This is a genomic window from Shewanella mytili (assembly GCF_046765975.1).
Lineage (GTDB): Bacteria > Pseudomonadota > Gammaproteobacteria > Enterobacterales > Shewanellaceae > Shewanella > Shewanella mytili.
Genome location: NZ_JBKOUD010000003.1, coordinates 85013 through 99817, shown reverse-complemented (window position 1 = coordinate 99817; position 14805 = coordinate 85013). Strand labels below are relative to the sequence as shown.

Annotated in this window: 13 protein-coding genes and 3 tRNA genes; 8 read left to right on the top strand and 8 right to left on the bottom strand. The window is 51.7% G+C overall.

The window, feature by feature from the left end:
- Positions 1 to 738 precede the first annotated feature (738 nt).
- Positions 739 to 2760: an excinuclease ABC subunit UvrB gene (gene uvrB / locus ACIDEJ_RS04785; protein ID WP_411986953.1), complete on the top strand. Its 2022-nt coding sequence runs from the start codon at positions 739 to 741 to the stop codon at positions 2758 to 2760.
- A 148-nt stretch (positions 2761 to 2908) separates the two neighbouring features.
- On the opposite strand, the gene rrtA is transcribed toward uvrB, so the two are convergent.
- Positions 2909 to 3502: a rhombosortase gene (gene rrtA / locus ACIDEJ_RS04780; RefSeq protein WP_411986952.1), complete on the bottom strand. Its 594-nt coding sequence runs from the start codon at positions 3500 to 3502 to the stop codon at positions 2909 to 2911.
- Positions 3487 to 4206, bottom strand: coding sequence for a 7-cyano-7-deazaguanine synthase QueC (queC, locus tag ACIDEJ_RS04775; protein ID WP_411986951.1), 720 nt, complete (start codon positions 4204 to 4206; stop codon positions 3487 to 3489). The genes rrtA and queC overlap by 16 nt, the downstream gene beginning before the upstream one ends.
- Positions 4207 to 4368: 162 nt before the next feature.
- Between queC and queE the strand changes: the two genes are divergently transcribed.
- Positions 4369 to 5037 carry a 7-carboxy-7-deazaguanine synthase QueE gene (queE, locus tag ACIDEJ_RS04770; RefSeq protein ID WP_411986950.1) on the top strand — a complete coding sequence of 223 codons (669 nt, stop codon included), beginning with the start codon at positions 4369 to 4371 and terminating at the stop codon, positions 5035 to 5037.
- A gap of 145 nt (positions 5038 to 5182) precedes the next feature.
- Here queE and ACIDEJ_RS04765 read toward each other — a convergent pair.
- The 3 genes from ACIDEJ_RS04765 to ACIDEJ_RS04755 all read right to left on the bottom strand — a co-directional run bounded on the left by ACIDEJ_RS04765 (position 5183) and on the right by ACIDEJ_RS04755 (position 5501).
- Positions 5183 to 5267, bottom strand: a tRNA-Tyr gene (locus tag ACIDEJ_RS04765).
- A gap of 27 nt (positions 5268 to 5294) precedes the next feature.
- Positions 5295 to 5379 (bottom strand) — tRNA-Tyr (locus tag ACIDEJ_RS04760).
- A 37-nt stretch (positions 5380 to 5416) separates the two neighbouring features.
- A tRNA-Tyr gene (locus ACIDEJ_RS04755) sits at positions 5417 to 5501 on the bottom strand.
- Between the two features lie 126 nt (positions 5502 to 5627).
- Between ACIDEJ_RS04755 and ACIDEJ_RS04750 the strand changes: the two genes are divergently transcribed.
- The 3 genes from ACIDEJ_RS04750 to ACIDEJ_RS04740 all read left to right on the top strand — a co-directional run bounded on the left by ACIDEJ_RS04750 (position 5628) and on the right by ACIDEJ_RS04740 (position 8793).
- A complete protein-coding gene (locus ACIDEJ_RS04750) occupies positions 5628 to 6113 on the top strand; it encodes a VC2046/SO_2500 family protein (RefSeq protein WP_411986949.1) in 486 nt (161 codons plus the stop codon).
- An 86-nt stretch (positions 6114 to 6199) separates the two neighbouring features.
- A complete protein-coding gene (locus ACIDEJ_RS04745; RefSeq protein ID WP_411986948.1) occupies positions 6200 to 6490 on the top strand; it encodes a DUF406 family protein in 291 nt (96 codons plus the stop codon).
- A gap of 122 nt (positions 6491 to 6612) precedes the next feature.
- A complete protein-coding gene (locus ACIDEJ_RS04740) occupies positions 6613 to 8793 on the top strand; it encodes a putative bifunctional diguanylate cyclase/phosphodiesterase (RefSeq protein WP_411986947.1) in 2181 nt (726 codons plus the stop codon).
- On the opposite strand, the gene ACIDEJ_RS04735 is transcribed toward ACIDEJ_RS04740, so the two are convergent.
- Positions 8787 to 9281, bottom strand: a complete 495-nt coding sequence (locus ACIDEJ_RS04735; RefSeq protein WP_411986946.1) for a YchJ family protein — start codon at positions 9279 to 9281, stop codon at positions 8787 to 8789. The genes ACIDEJ_RS04740 and ACIDEJ_RS04735 overlap by 7 nt on opposite strands.
- Positions 9282 to 9290: 9 nt before the next feature.
- Positions 9291 to 9839 carry a YybH family protein gene (locus tag ACIDEJ_RS04730; protein WP_411986945.1) on the bottom strand — a complete coding sequence of 183 codons (549 nt, stop codon included), beginning with the start codon at positions 9837 to 9839 and terminating at the stop codon, positions 9291 to 9293.
- Positions 9840 to 9971: 132 nt separating this feature from the next.
- Here ACIDEJ_RS04730 and smrA point away from each other — a divergent pair, with 132 nt between their 5' ends.
- From smrA to ACIDEJ_RS04715, 3 genes are all read left to right on the top strand, one after another.
- The gene (gene smrA, locus ACIDEJ_RS04725; protein WP_411986944.1) at positions 9972 to 10547 is read left to right on the top strand and encodes a DNA endonuclease SmrA; all 576 of its coding nucleotides are present in this window, start codon (positions 9972 to 9974) and stop codon (positions 10545 to 10547) included.
- A 108-nt stretch (positions 10548 to 10655) separates the two neighbouring features.
- A complete protein-coding gene (locus tag ACIDEJ_RS04720; RefSeq protein WP_411986943.1) occupies positions 10656 to 11291 on the top strand; it encodes a TetR/AcrR family transcriptional regulator in 636 nt (211 codons plus the stop codon).
- 15 nt (positions 11292 to 11306) lie between these two features.
- Positions 11307 to 13583 carry an acyl-CoA dehydrogenase gene (locus tag ACIDEJ_RS04715; protein ID WP_411986942.1) on the top strand — a complete coding sequence of 759 codons (2277 nt, stop codon included), beginning with the start codon at positions 11307 to 11309 and terminating at the stop codon, positions 13581 to 13583.
- 130 nt (positions 13584 to 13713) lie between these two features.
- On the opposite strand, the gene gap is transcribed toward ACIDEJ_RS04715, so the two are convergent.
- Positions 13714 to 14730 carry a type I glyceraldehyde-3-phosphate dehydrogenase gene (gene gap, locus ACIDEJ_RS04710; protein ID WP_411986941.1) on the bottom strand — a complete coding sequence of 339 codons (1017 nt, stop codon included), beginning with the start codon at positions 14728 to 14730 and terminating at the stop codon, positions 13714 to 13716.
- Positions 14731 to 14805 lie beyond the last annotated feature (75 nt).

Sequence of the window (14805 nt, the reverse complement as noted above, 5' to 3'; positions counted from 1 at the left end):
TTTACGGTAAATCCCCCAGGTTAACCTGTGCATTATTGCGCGTTGCTTGCCGATGTCGGGCATTCCCGGCGCATGAAATGCCCAGAGTGGGGCGTCACGATTTTTTATGTATGAGTGTACCCATGGTGGAAGGGCGGGGAGATCCCCTTAAAGGTGTTTGTAAACACAATATCGGGACAGGCCAGTGGGCCATTTAAAGTTGCTACCAAGGAGGAATTCACGCCTTTTTTATCCGCGGGAAATCGCGTCATTGGTGATCCATTTTCAAATGTAATTAACTTTCAAAAAAAATCCCGGTGGCAGCCATTGGCGAGAAAAAGGACAATCCCGCATGGTTACGGGGTTATCTCAGGTTATCCACTGATTCTGTGGATAACCCTGTGAGTTTGTTTGGTAAATCGGCGGCAAACCCCGATGGCATCTGGGGTGAACTTAAATTGGGCAAAAAATTTCACAAAATAAAAATATGTTTAAAAACAGCAATATATGAAAGTCAACCCATGTAATTAAAGTTGAACCTATTTGTAATTAATATGTAAGAAATAGGTCAGGAACTGTTGTGCATTAAATTGGGGCTTAGCCTAAATGCCGGGATAACTCAAGCCCAAATTCGTGACGTCAGAGAATTTCAGCATTTACTGTTATAGTGCGGTACGCCCGTTTGAATACACGGTATCCCAGTGGCATCCGGCACCGCTGCGGTTTACAATATTGCGCTCAATTGGAGGGCATTCATTCGTGTCGGAAACAGTATTCAAATTGGTGGCACCCTATGCGCCGGCGGGCGATCAGCCGACGGCGATTACACAGTTGGTGGATGGCCTGGACGCCGGCTTGGCCCACCAGACATTACTGGGGGTTACCGGCTCCGGTAAAACCTTTACCGTGGCCAACGTGATTGCGGCCATGGGCAGGCCAACCATCATCATGGCACCAAACAAAACCCTGGCGGCGCAGCTTTATGGGGAGATGAAAGAGTTTTTCCCCCATAACGCCGTGGAATATTTTGTGTCCTATTACGATTATTACCAGCCGGAAGCCTATGTGCCGGCAACCAATACCTTTATTGAAAAAGATGCCTCGGTCAACGCCCACATTGAGCAGATGCGGCTGTCGGCAACCAAGGCATTGCTGGAGCGGCGCGATGTGGTGCTGGTGGCTTCGGTGTCTGCCATATACGGCTTGGGCGATCCTGACTCCTACATGAAAATGATGTTGCATCTGCGTCAGGGCGACACGATGGGGCAGCGGGAAATTTTGCAGCGCCTTAGCGAATTGCAGTATACCCGCAACGATATCGAACTGGCGCGGGGGACATTTCGGGTGCGGGGTGAGGTCATTGACATCTTCCCGGCAGAATCGGAGCGGGATGCCATTCGGGTGGAGCTGTTTGATGATGAAATCGAGCAGCTTTCCCTGTTTGACCCACTGACCGGACATGTCATCAAGCGCCTGGCCCGCACCACGGTTTATCCCAAAACCCACTATGTGACACCGCGGGAAACCATTCTTGCGGCCACCGAGCAGATCAAAGAAGAGCTGAGGCAACGGCGCCAGCAGTTGCTGGACAGCAACAAACTGGTGGAAGCGCAGCGGATCACCGAGCGGGTGCAATATGATGTGGAAATGATGGTGGAGCTGGGGTATTGCTCCGGCATTGAAAACTATTCCCGTTACCTTTCGGGGCGCCGTCCCGGCGAAGGGCCGCCAACACTGCTGGAATATTTGCCGGCAGATGGCTTGATGATTATCGATGAATCCCATGTGACCGTACCGCAGATTGGTGCCATGTACAAAGGCGACCGCTCCCGGAAAACCACATTGGTGGAGTACGGCTTCCGCTTGCCTTCGGCGCTGGATAACCGCCCCCTCAAGTTTGAGGAGTTTGAATCCCTGATGCCGCAGACCATTTATGTGTCGGCCACCCCCGGCAGCTATGAAACCGAGCACTGCGGTGATGATGTTGCCGAGCAGGTGGTGCGTCCCACCGGTTTGCTGGATCCGGAAGTGGAAGTCCGGCCGGTGGCGATTCAGGTGGATGATTTGTTGTCCGAAGTGGCCAAACGGGTGGCGGTTAACGAGCGCATTCTGGTGACCACCCTGACCAAACGGATGGCTGAGGATTTAACGGAATACCTGGATGAGCATGGCGTTAAGGTGCGTTACCTGCATTCCGATGTGGATACGGTGGAGCGGGTGGAGATTATCCGGGATCTACGCAAGGGCCTGTTTGACGTGCTGGTGGGCATTAACCTGTTGCGTGAGGGGCTGGATATGCCGGAAGTGTCACTGGTGTGCATTTTTGATGCAGACAAAGAGGGCTTTTTGCGCTCTGAGCGCTCATTGATCCAGACCATCGGCCGGGCGGCCCGTAACGTCAACGGCAAGGTGATCCTCTATGCGGACAAGATAACCCCATCCATGGCCAAGGCCATGGGGGAAACATCACGCCGGCGTGAAAAACAGCATCAGTTCAACCTGGCGCATGGCATTACCCCAAGAGGGGTGGTGAAACGCATCACTGATGTGATGGATGTGGGAGACAGCGATACCCGTACAAGTCGTGACCGGCATGAAGGGCGACGGCAAGCACCATCACGGCAGGCCGATTTGCCGCAGGTAAGCGCGGCCGAGCTATCCCACGAAATTGACCGGCTGGAAAAACAGATGCTGCAACACGCCAGGGATTTGGAATTTGAACAGGCTGCCGCCATTCGGGATGAAATCGCCCAGTTAAGAGAGCAACTGATTAGCGCCTGAGCGGCATGCCAGTGAACTGTCAGGATAGCCGCGCGGCTCATTGACTCAGGTAGGGGAGGTTGACACCCTGCCTGGGGGGCCTTGATGATGTGATCTGGAATCGCCTGCCTGTAACGCCAGATCACAAAGCATTGTTGCAAGGCAGCAACTAGCGGGCGTTTCTGTTGGGTCTTGATGACAGCAACGTATATGCCGCAAAGAGCAATACGCCACTTAGCAGCCCCACGAGGTGGGCTTCGGTGGCAACCCGGGCATCAATCAGTTGCGTCATCTGGGCATTGCCGCCTTGCAGTTGCTCCCAGATCACCTTAAGGGTAACCCCGGCCAGCAGCAGATAACCGGAGCGCCAACCGATGCGGATATCACACAGTGCCCCATAGGCAAACAGGCCATGGAGCACGCCACTTAGCCCCACATACGCCATCAATTGGGGAAATCCCCAATACAAGCCTGCACCTTCCAGTAGCAATAACAACAGCAGTAGCAACGCCAGTTGCCAATGGGCGTAATGCATGCGGTGAATAAACACCACCACCCACAAGCCTGCCATATTCATCAGCAGGTGCCAGAGATTGGTATGCAGCAAATTACCGCTTAGCAGGCGCCAAAGCTGACCGTCGCCAATGGCCTGCCGCTGGTAGATGAGCCATTCATCCAGGCCGGCATATTGCAGCAGCACACACAACAACGTGAGCAGGATGAGCGTCAGCCAAGGGGATGGATTTGTTACAGCACTGGACATTTTTGTGCCAACTGCTGCTGAATTTCCTGAGGGTTTTGCAGGTATTGCTCAAGCCCGTGTTGGCGCAACTTGCAGGCCGGACATTCGCCGCAGCCGCTACCGGCAATGCCGTTATAGCAGGTGAGGGTTTCATCACGCACCAATGCCAGCTGGCCATAACGGTCTGCCAACGCCCAGGTTTCAGCCTTGTTAAGCCACATCAAGGGGGTGATCAATTTCAACGGGCGATCCATTCCCTGAACCAATGCGGATTCCAGCGCCCGGATAAAGGCATGGCGGCAGTCCGGATAGCCGGAAAAGTCAGTTTCACACACCCCGGTTATCACCGCTTGCGCGCCCAGTTGGTAGGCATAAATCCCCGCCAGGGTCAGGAACAGGATATTGCGTCCCGGCACAAACGTATTGGGTAAGCCGTTGTCCATTAACGTATTGGACACCGCAATATTGTCACGGGTGAGCGCGGAGATGGCCAACTCGTTCAGCAAACCCACATCCATGACTTTATGGCTGCTGGCGCCGAGTTTTTTTGCCAGGGCCCTGGCCACGTCAATTTCATGCACATGACGCTGCCCATAGTTGAACGTGATGGCGTGCACTTCATCATACTGGGTCAGTGCCTGCACCAGGCATGTGGTGGAGTCTTGACCGCCGCTGAAGACGATAATGGCTTTACGGGGAGAGGAGGTTGGAGTTGTTGATTTCATCTGCCGATACACTCAAAAAACGAATGGCGCCCAGTTTACCCTAAAACCCCGTGAAACCTGTAATACATCCGCCGTTTGCCATTTGGCAGCGGATACTATATAACGGCGCCCCTATAGGTTGTCGCCTTGTCAGCATCAATCCCCATCGTCCCAGGAGCCGGTATGCAATATCCCGTTAATGAAATATTCGAAACCATTCAGGGCGAGGGCGTCAATAGCGGATTGCCGGCCATTTTCATCCGCCTGCAGGGCTGCCCCGTGGGCTGTGCCTGGTGCGATACCCGCCACACCTGGGCGCAGTTGCCAGCGTTAGAAGTGGCTCCCCACCAGGTATTGCAGACCGATGGCCGTGTGGGCCGCTGGGCCTGGTATAATGCCAGCGACTTGCTGGATGCCTTGAAACAGGCCGGGTTTTCGGCGCGACACGTGGTGATCACCGGCGGAGAGCCTTGCCTGTTTGACCTGATGGAACTGACCCAAACCCTGAACCGGACAGGGTACACCACCCAGATTGAAACCAGTGGCACATTTGATGTGAAATGCGCGGTGGATACCTGGGTGACCGTATCGCCCAAAATCAACATGAAAGGCCGTTTGCCCGTGTTACCCCAAGCGTTGTGCCGGGCGAATGAAATCAAGCACCCCGTTGCCACCGAAAAAGATATTGAGCAACTGGATAGTTTGCTTCAACACATTGATATTTCGGGGAAAGTCATCTGTTTGCAACCCATTAGCCAAAAAACAAGAGCCACCGAACTGGCGATTAAAACATGCATTGCCCGCAATTGGCGCCTGTCCATTCAAACCCATAAATACCTGCAAATTGATTGATGGGGCGTTCGTTGCAACATGGAGTGAAAATGGCCCTGCGGGTTGCATTGGGGGCAATCAAGAAGGTTCCGGCCATAAAAAGGTGATTAAGCGCATCAAGCCTTGAAACGGCGCAGCGTTTGGTTCGAAAAGCATTTACAGAAAATGGTGGAGGGGGAAGGATTCGAACCTTCGAAGGCGGAGCCGTCAGATTTACAGTCTGATCCCTTTGGCCACTCGGGAACCCCTCCCCGAAGACGGCAGCTTTTGTAGTGAAATGGTGGAGGGAGAAGGATTCGAACCTTCGAAGGCGGAGCCGTCAGATTTACAGTCTGATCCCTTTGGCCACTCGGGAACCCCTCCTCAACTTCACACAAAAGTGCTTATTGGCAGCGCAAAATGGTGGAGGGAGAAGGATTCGAACCTTCGAAGGCGGAGCCGTCAGATTTACAGTCTGATCCCTTTGGCCACTCGGGAACCCCTCCTCAAATTGCGGCGGCAATAGTAGACATAAAGTGTTTTTATGTAAAGCCTGAATTTGCAAAAAAAGCTAAAGTTAGTGGTAATTCGGTCGATTAAATAACAACAGGTTGTTTAATCGATGTTTTTTTATGCAAGCAAAACAAATTCTGGTCAATGAGCTGCAGTTGGGCAGCCGCCTTAATCAGGCGGTGAAAAACAATACCCGGGGCGATTTCGGGTTATTGTTGTCAATGCTGTCGCAAGATGCCCGCGATTGGCCACAATTTCATTTGCAGGATACCCTGACCACTGACGACAAGCTGCGACAACAACTGCAACTGCCTGAATCCCAGCCTTTGCGGGGAGATTTGAGCCAACAGCATGTTATCGACAATGCCCGTCACTTTTTGCAAGAGGGGGCTGACAGCTTCAGGTTGGCACAGGCATTAACCCCCGAGCCCTTGGTTGTGGGCGGCGCTTACCCTCAACAAACCACACAAGTGCTGGAAAATTGCAGTTTATTGACCCGTCAGCGTTTTGCTGGCCAAGTGCCGCAGTTATTACCGGAAACCCCATCACTGGCAGAGCTTGTGTTGCAGCAGCGATTAGCCCAAGATACGCCACAAGCCGCGTGAAATGAGCCACAGAAATATTTCATCAGCAGGCTATAATCAAAAAATTATCACCCGTTATCTTTTTAATCCCGTGATGGAGAAATGTTATGAAAAGCATTAAAGAAGCGCAAAGTGACCTGGTCAACGATACCTGTGCCGAATGTGGCAGTTATGTGGATATTGGCGCAGTGGTTGAAGAAAGTGACATTGTGCTGCAACTGACCTTTACGGGAGATGCTGCCAAAGAGGACGCCCAAGCGCTGGCAGACAAAGCCAAGGCCCGGTTTAATGACGTAGTGGTAAATCTTGTGCAGCAGAATGACGATTGGCAGTTGGCGCTGGAGTTTGGCTGCAGTGCTGAAAAAATGATTTTCCAATTACAGAACAGTTTGCCTTAATCATTGGCATTATTAATATAATCAAAGTAATAGCTATTGCTGTAGTATTCGTAAATGTGTAACCTGACTATGTGATAATTGCAGAAGACATTTTTAGATCTTTATAATTTGGCTGGATAAGAATGTGCGTTAATCGTGGGCAGTACTGGCGATTATTGGAGTCGCTAACGAATTCTACAGCAAAGCAACAGGGTGATTTTGCCTCTACCGCGGATTTGGCAACAAAATTACTGTGTGACCATTTGCAAATTGATCATGCCAGTGTCTGGTCTTGGTCAAAAGATCAGCACATCCAGTTTGAAGCGGCCAGTTATGGCGAGGCTCAATCATTCAAGCGCGTTCGTCCCGGCAACTTACTCACCCTCACTCATTACATCGCAGAACTTCACAACCATTTGCACATTGCCGCTGTGGATGCCGCCAAGGATCCCCGGCTGGCAGAACTGCACGACGTTTATATCCTGCCCAATCAAGTGAAAAGCGCGCTGGAAGTGGCGGTACGCATCAATGGCCACATTGAAGGGGTGTTGAGCCTGGAGCGCCATGAAAAAGCGCTGGACTGGAGCGATAACGAAATCCATCTGGCGTGCCAGGTTGCCGATCAGTTGGCCCTGACCTTGGCCACCGGTGATGCCTACCATAAAGATGAAATGCTGACGCTGTTTCAGTCCGCCCTTGAAAAATCGGCCCAAATCACGTTGTTGGTGAATCTGCGGGAAGAAACCATTGAGTATGTCAATCATGCCCATCAGGCCATTACCGGCATTTCCCGGGAAAAACTGTTGGGCAGGAGCTTTAAGGATTTACTGTTTTTCAAGCAATCCCCTGAAAAGGCCACCCAGGTGCTGGAAAAACTCTGTCAGGGGCAGATAGCCCGCGGGGAGATCCCGTTAGAGCACCATAACGGCACGGTTTTCTGGCTGAAATTTTATGCCAGCCAGTTTGAAACCCGCCGGGGCAATCATTATGTGCTGGTGACAGCAGAAGATCATACGGATGCCCGCAATCATCAAACCGAACTGGAGCATTACGCCTGGCATTGTAATCTCACCGGTTTGTATAACCGTACTTATTTCAACCGCATCTTGGACAAGATTTCGAAAGGTTACCTGTTGCTGGTGAATCTGGTGGGATTCAAGCGATACAACGATACCTATGGTCACAGCAAGGGCGATGAATTGCTCATTGAAATCGCCCGTCGGTTACGTCATTTTTCCGCTTTGTATCAAGGGGCGGAAACCGCTCGGGTTGGCAGTGACGAATTTGTTTTGCTGTTGCCGGAATTGTCAGCGGAAGATTTGCAGTATTGCTACACTCGCCTGTATCAGCAATTGAGCATGCCCATCTCTTTGGGACGGGAATCGGTTGATGTGCGTCCGGCCATGGCCATTGTGGCCATTGATGAAATCGCCGAATCCGTACCGTTACTCACCTGCGCGGATATTGCATTGCAATATGCCAAAAAGAAGCAGGGCGCCGCCATCCAGATTTTCAACAGTACGCTGCTTGAGGCTTTCAAGGATGATGCAGAAATCGAGCGGGAGTTGAATCTGGCCATTCGTGGGCGTCAGTTTGAACTGTATTATCAGCCGCTGCGGGACCTGCAAAATCAGACCTACATAGGTGCTGAGGCTTTAATCCGTTGGCACCATCCTAAGCGCGGCATTATGTATCCCGGGTCATTCATTGATATTGCCGAGCAAACCGGATTGATTAACAGCATTGGCAGTTGGGTGCTGGAAGCCGCCTGCAAGCAGCTTTACCTGTGGCAACATCGCAACATTGACATGTCGATGCACGTGAATGTGTCGGCACGGCAGTTCTTTGGCGGTAACCTGTACGGTCAGGTATGGCAGCTGTTGACCCGTTACCGTTTAAAACCCAAAACCCTGATTTTGGAAATTACCGAAACCGAGCTGATGGAAGATATCCGTTACGCCACCAATTTGTGTCAGGAGTTGGCGGATTTGGGCGTGGGCTTGGCCATTGACGACTTTGGTACCGGCTATAGCTCCATGCGTTACCTCAAACAGTTTCCCATCAGCAAACTCAAGATAGACCGTTCATTCATTTCCGATCTGAACGTCAGCCGGGAGAGTCAGGAAATTGTCAGCGCCATCATTGCCATGGCTAAAGCGCTGAATATTTCATTGACGGCAGAAGGGGTGGAAACCCACGAACAGGAACGCTTTCTGGCGGAAAACCTGTGTCACCAGGCACAAGGGTTTTTGTATAGTCCGGCTTTGCGGGAAGCCGATTTTTCAACCTTTATAGATGCGGACAAACCGCCCCTGAGTCAGTGACGAGATAAACGCAGGCTGCAGCACTGCTTGAATTTTTTGCCACTTCCACAAAAACAGCGATCATTGCGTTTGGGCAAGGTCACTGTCGCTTGCTCCCCGTCGGTGTAAAACCATTGTCCGTTTTCCAGCCTGAAACGGGATTTTTCATAAATGGCATCCAGTTGGCCCTGCTGCTGAAACCATGCCTTAAAAATCACGATTCCCGTATCGGTTTGTTGCTCGGTGTGTAATACCTGAAGCGCCAGCCATTGAGGATGGGTCCCTTGGGCCAGCACCTCGGCGGTAAGTCCCTGGCGAAAATCCGGGTGATGTGTGGCTTCAAGATAAGCAAACTGCTGTAGCACAAAGGCGCTGTAACGCGAGCGCATCAGCGCCTCCGGAGAGGGTGCCGGTAATGCGTATTGATGAAACGGCGCACAGCATGCGCCATAATCCAAACCATTGCCACAAGGGCAGGGGCGCGGGTTCAACTTGCTGGAATGAGACATGCTAAACCGTTATTTAGTTAAGGGTTTCAAGTGATTGCCATAGTAAAGTGGGGCTTTGGGCTCGGCATTAAAAAACAGTGTGGGACTGGCTCGGTTACTGATGTCCACTTTCCATTGCCATTGACCCTGGGCGTTTTTCTCGGAAACCACCACCATTTTGCCGGCAAACTCACTGACGGGTTCTTCGGTTTCTACCGGAGGATAAAAACGCACCAGATAATAGCTGATATCGGTGGCTTGGGCGCCTTGGCGCAAGCGCCTGACAATGCGGAAATCCACTTCAATATGGGCTTTACGTTTTTGAATGCGCTCAAAAAATTTTTGATAGAGTGCCAGAATGTCCGTCTTGCCGGTGACAATGTCGCCGGTTTGCTGTTCGGGAATATAATCGGCATCATCCGCGTAAATGGTGGCCAAGGGTTGCGTATCTAATGTGGCAAAAGCGGCAATAAAATGCTCGTAATGATGATTCAGCGCGGCATCATCCTTGTTATCCGCTGCCCATCCCGGCGTCACTGCCGTCAGCAGTAATGCCAGTGTTATCAGGATGTTTCTCATTCACTTCGTTTACTCATGTGTAATGGTGCTCACTATAATAGAAGCGCTGGTTTAACAGAAGATTGATTTATTAACAAAGTGTGTAATTCGGTTGGGCAATAATGGGGATATCTGCTTATGGATCAAAATGATATGGATTTATTTCTGACTGAAATGGCGGATGTAAAACCGTTGATACATAACCGCATGGCCCCAACCGCTTGCCATAATGGTGCAACTGATGCCCAAAAAGCACGCAAGGCCGCCGCACAAATGAACGAATACCTGTTACGGTTACCGCTGGAATTGGCGCTAATTCCGCCGGTTAAACCGGATGACATGCTCAGTTTCAAACGTCCTGGGGTGCAAGATGCTGTTTTCAAGAATCTGCGCCTGGGGAAATATAAAGTTGCTGCAGCGCTGGATGTTCATGCCATGTCCCGCCGTCAGGCCCGGGACACCTTAGTGACATTTTTGCTGGCGCATGTACGCTTGGGTAACCGTTGTGTACTGGTGATCCACGGCAAGGGACACCACAGCAAACCTTTCCCCGCACTGATCAAGTCCTGCGTGAATCATTGGTTGACGCAGATGGATGAAGTGCAGGCGTTTCACAGTGCTACAAGGGGGCAGGGAGACTATGGGGCTGTGTATGTGATGCTGCCCAAACATGCGCAGCAAAAAGTGGCGGCCCGGGAGCAAAACCGTCGTGGCAGTCATCTTCGTTAATATGGGTTAACGCCTTGTCCGGTGCATGTGACGGCCCCAGTTTTTGTTTGACATCAGCTACCCCAACAATTATTTTAAACAGGTGTTTAAAATAATTTGGGAGATGGCATGGCCAATCGCTTTGACACCAAGACCCGTATTCTCGATGCCGCAGAGCGACTGTTTGCCGAACGCGGGTTTTCAGAAACTTCGTTGCGGCTGATCACCAGCAAGGCCGAAGTCAATTTGGCGTCGGTCAACTATCATTTCGGCTCTAAAAAAGAGCTCATTCGCGCAGTGCTGGCACGTTACCTTGACGTGTTCATGCCTGCGGCATCACACGCCATCAATGCCCAGCGTAAGCAGGAGCAACAAGCCTCCCTGGAGGAGATTTTTTCCTCATTGGTGGGGCCATTACTCAAGTTGAATCAGTTGTGGCCTGATGGCACCCGTACCTTTTTACAACTGTTGGGCCGAGGTTATATTGAAAGCCAGGGGCACCTTCGCTGGTTTATCACGTCCCATTACGGAGAGCATTTGCAGACCTTTGTCACGGCAGTCAGTGAAAGCGTGCCACAGGTGCCGCCCGCTGATGTGTTCTGGCGACTGCACTTTACTCTGGGTACGGTGGTTTTCACTATGGCATCTGCCGATGCGCTGATGGAAATAGCAACAGCGGATTTTGATGAACATAATGATATTGAAGCGGTTATTCGCAAGGTCATTCCCTATATATCAGCCGGTGTGGCTGTTGCAGGGAAATAATATAAGGGCAATGTTATGACGATTTTGCTATTGCTTATTCTGGTACTGGTAGCACTGTTTTTTGTACGGGATGTACGGCTGCAGTTTGTGACAAAACCGGTGCTGGCCTTTTTCCGTAAAGTGCTGCCGCCATTGTCGGATACGGAGCGCCAGGCAATGGAAGCCGGGGATGTGTGGTGGGAGGCGGAGCTGTTTCGCGGCAAACCCAACTGGGACAAGCTTCATGATTATGGCAAGCCTGCGCTCTCTTCGGAAGAAAAAGCCTTTATTGACGAACAGGTAATGACCGCCCTGAGCATGATTGACGATTATGATATCGTCAACAAGCGCCGGGATTTGCCCCCGGAGTTATGGGATTACTTTAAAAAAGAAGGCTTTTTTGCCCTGATCATCCCTAAAAAATATGGTGGTAAAGGGTTCTCGGCTTATGCCAACTCCACAATCGTCAGCAAGATTGCCAGCCGTAGCCTTAGCGCCGCCGTTACCGTAATGGTGCCCAACTCGTTAGGGCCGGGAGAATTGCTGACCCATTACGGCACCCAGGAGCAAAAAACGCGCTGGTTACCCGCATTGGCCAAAGGGGAAGAGGTGCCTTGTTTTGCATTGACAGGGCCTGAAGCCGGTTCGGATGCTGGCGCCATTCCTGATGAGGGCATTGTTTGTCGTGGGCAGTTTGACGGCGAAGAGGTGATAGGCCTCAAGCTGACCTGGAACAAACGTTACATTACGCTGGCACCGGTGGCGACCGTGCTGGGATTGGCCTTCAAGATGCGAGATCCAGAAGGCTTGCTTGGCGATACTGCCGATTTGGGCATTACCTGTGCGCTCATTCCCACCAAACATCCCGGGGTGAGCATTGGCCGTCGTCATGACCCATTGCATATGGCGTTCATGAACGGTACCACCCAGGGCAAGGATGTATTCATCCCTCTGGACTGGATTATTGGCGGGCCGCAATATGCCGGTAAAGGATGGCGGATGCTGGTGGAATGCCTATCTGCCGGGCGCGGCATTTCATTGCCGGCACTGGCAACGGCTTCTGGTCATCTGGCCACAAAAACCACCACGGCATACGCCTATATCCGCAAACAGTTCGGCTTGTCCATCGGTCAGTTTGAAGGGGTGCAGGAAGCGCTTTCCCGGATTGTGGCCAACACCTACCAATTGGAAGCCGCCCGCTGCCTCACCACGACCGGCATCGATTTGAAAGTCAAACCGTCGGTGGTGACTGCCATTGCCAAATACCACATGACCGAGCTTGGCCGGCAGGTAATGAATGATGCAATGGATATCCAGTCCGGCAAGGGCATTCAAATGGGCCCTAAAAACTATCTGGCTCACGGCTATATGGCAAACCCCATTTCCATTACGGTGGAAGGTGCCAATATCCTCACACGCAGCCTGATGATTTTCGGGCAGGGCGCTACCCGTTGTCATCCTTACGTGCTGTCAGAAATGGAAGCGGCAGGGATGGAGAATGACACAGAAGCCTTGAACCGTTTTGATTCCCTGTTAATGGGGCATATCGGTTACGCCATGCGTAATGCCTTGGCGACGTTTGGCCATGCCCTGACCGGCAGCTATCTGGCGCAATCGCCCGTAAGCGGCGATACGCGCATCTATTACAAGCAGATGGGTAGAATGTCTGCAGCGCTGGCATTCATTACGGACATTGCCATGCTGGTGCTGGGGGGCGATTTGAAACGCAAAGAGATGTTGTCTGCCCGCTTGGGGGATGTGCTGAGTCAGCTGTACCTGGGCTCTGCCACTCTGAAACTGTTTGAAGATCATGGCCGTCAGTTTGACGAATTGCCGGTGGTAAAACATGTCATGGAAACCCGGTTGCAGCTGGCGGCAACGGCACTGGAAGGCGCCATCCGTAACTTCCCCAACAAGCCCTTGTCCTGGCTGATGCGGGTGCTGGTGTTCCCATTGGGCAATTGGTTTAAAGGGCCATCAGACAAACTCAGCCGTGAGGTTGCCAGCAGTTTGCAAAAGCCTTCACCGGTACGGGAACGGCTGACATTCTTGTGTCCTGAAGTGGACGGTGATAACAGCGGTGTTGCCGAGGTGGAAGCGGCATTCCGGGCCATGTATCAGTGCCGGGCGCTTTACGCCAAGCTGCGTGATGCGCAAAAGCATGGTGTTTTATCCCGCCAGCTGTCTTTGGATGCACTATGCGCCGCCGCGGTTGAGAAGGACATTATCGATGAGGATGAGCAGGCGCGGCTGTTGGCCGCAGATAAATTGCGCATCAGTGCCATTAATGTGGATGATTTTGCCAAACTGTAGGCAAGGTTATTTGAACAAGCACGAGACTGCTTATTAGCGATAATGAAAAATAGCTACAGACAAAACGCCCGGATATTTCCGGGCGTTTTTTTATAGACGGCAACGCAAGGGATGCCGTTTTTCATTATTGTCAGGCCCTGTGGGCAGCCATCAAGGCAACGGCATTATCCAGCATGCGGTTACTGAATCCCCATTCATTGTCATACCAGGCCATGACTTTTACCAAGCGGCCATTTACCCGGGTTTGGGTGGCATCAAAATTGGAAGAGTAGGGCGTATGGTTAAAATCAATGGACACCAGCGGCTCTTCGTTGATGGATAGCACTTCACTCATGGGCGCCTGTTTGGCCGCATTGATAATGATGCGGTTTACCTCTTCCACGCTGGTATCTCTGGACGCGATAAAGGACAGATCCACCAATGACACATTGGCGGTAGGCACCCGAACAGCCAGCCCGTCAAACTTGCCCTGAAGTTCCGGTACCACCAGCCCCACGGCCGCGGCGGCGCCCGTTTTTGTGGGGATCATTGACAACGCGGCAGCCCGGGCCCGGCGCAGATCTTTATGATAAACATCTGACAGGCGCTGATCATTGGTGTAAGAGTGGATGGTGGTCATCAAGCCTGATTCAATGTGCAGCGCATCATTAAGGGGTTTGGCAATGGGGGCCAGGCAATTGGTGGTGCAAGAGGCACTGGAGATCACCTGCATGTCTGCCCGCAGGATCTGGTTGTTAACGCCATAAACAATGGTGGCATCCACCTCTTTGCCCGGGGCAGAGATAATGACTTTCTTGGCGCCGGCATCCAGATGGGGTTGTACACTCTGGCGGCTGCGGAACATGCCGGTGCATTCCAGTACCACATCAATGCCAAGTTCGGCCCAAGGCAGATTGGCCGGGTCCCTTTCTGCAAAGGTCAGGATTTTATCACCGTTGACATAAATGGCTTGATCATCGTGCTCCACCGCAGCATTGAAGCGACCATGCACAGAATCATATTTGGTCAGGTGGGCGTTGGTTGCGGCATCACCCAGGTCATTTACGGCCACAATTTTTACCGGATAATCTTTTTCACTTTCATACAAGGCCCGCAGCACATTGCGTCCGATGCGGCCATAGCCGTTAATTGCTATGCGAATAGTCATGAAATATCCCTCTGACTGTGATGTTTAGTTAGTAATAAAATTACAAAGCTGCATAATTCAGTCAAGCTGAATCAT

Coding starts and splice junctions, on each gene's coding strand:
- ACIDEJ_RS04750 (WP_411986949.1), top strand. CDS start 5,628: ATGCAAGCAAAACAAATTCTGGTCAATGAGCTGCAGTTGGGCAGCCGC.
- ACIDEJ_RS04735 (WP_411986946.1), bottom strand. CDS start 9,281: ATGTCTCATTCCAGCAAGTTGAACCCGCGCCCCTGCCCTTGTGGCAAT.
- ACIDEJ_RS04720 (WP_411986943.1), top strand. CDS start 10,656: ATGGCCAATCGCTTTGACACCAAGACCCGTATTCTCGATGCCGCAGAG.
- ACIDEJ_RS04745 (WP_411986948.1), top strand. CDS start 6,200: ATGAAAAGCATTAAAGAAGCGCAAAGTGACCTGGTCAACGATACCTGT.
- queC (WP_411986951.1), bottom strand. CDS start 4,206: ATGAAATCAACAACTCCAACCTCCTCTCCCCGTAAAGCCATTATCGTC.
- smrA (WP_411986944.1), top strand. CDS start 9,972: ATGGATTTATTTCTGACTGAAATGGCGGATGTAAAACCGTTGATACAT.
- queE (WP_411986950.1), top strand. CDS start 4,369: ATGCAATATCCCGTTAATGAAATATTCGAAACCATTCAGGGCGAGGGC.
- ACIDEJ_RS04715 (WP_411986942.1), top strand. CDS start 11,307: ATGACGATTTTGCTATTGCTTATTCTGGTACTGGTAGCACTGTTTTTT.
- gap (WP_411986941.1), bottom strand. CDS start 14,730: ATGACTATTCGCATAGCAATTAACGGCTATGGCCGCATCGGACGCAAT.
- rrtA (WP_411986952.1), bottom strand. CDS start 3,502: ATGTCCAGTGCTGTAACAAATCCATCCCCTTGGCTGACGCTCATCCTG.
- ACIDEJ_RS04740 (WP_411986947.1), top strand. CDS start 6,613: ATGTGCGTTAATCGTGGGCAGTACTGGCGATTATTGGAGTCGCTAACG.
- ACIDEJ_RS04730 (WP_411986945.1), bottom strand. CDS start 9,839: ATGAGAAACATCCTGATAACACTGGCATTACTGCTGACGGCAGTGACG.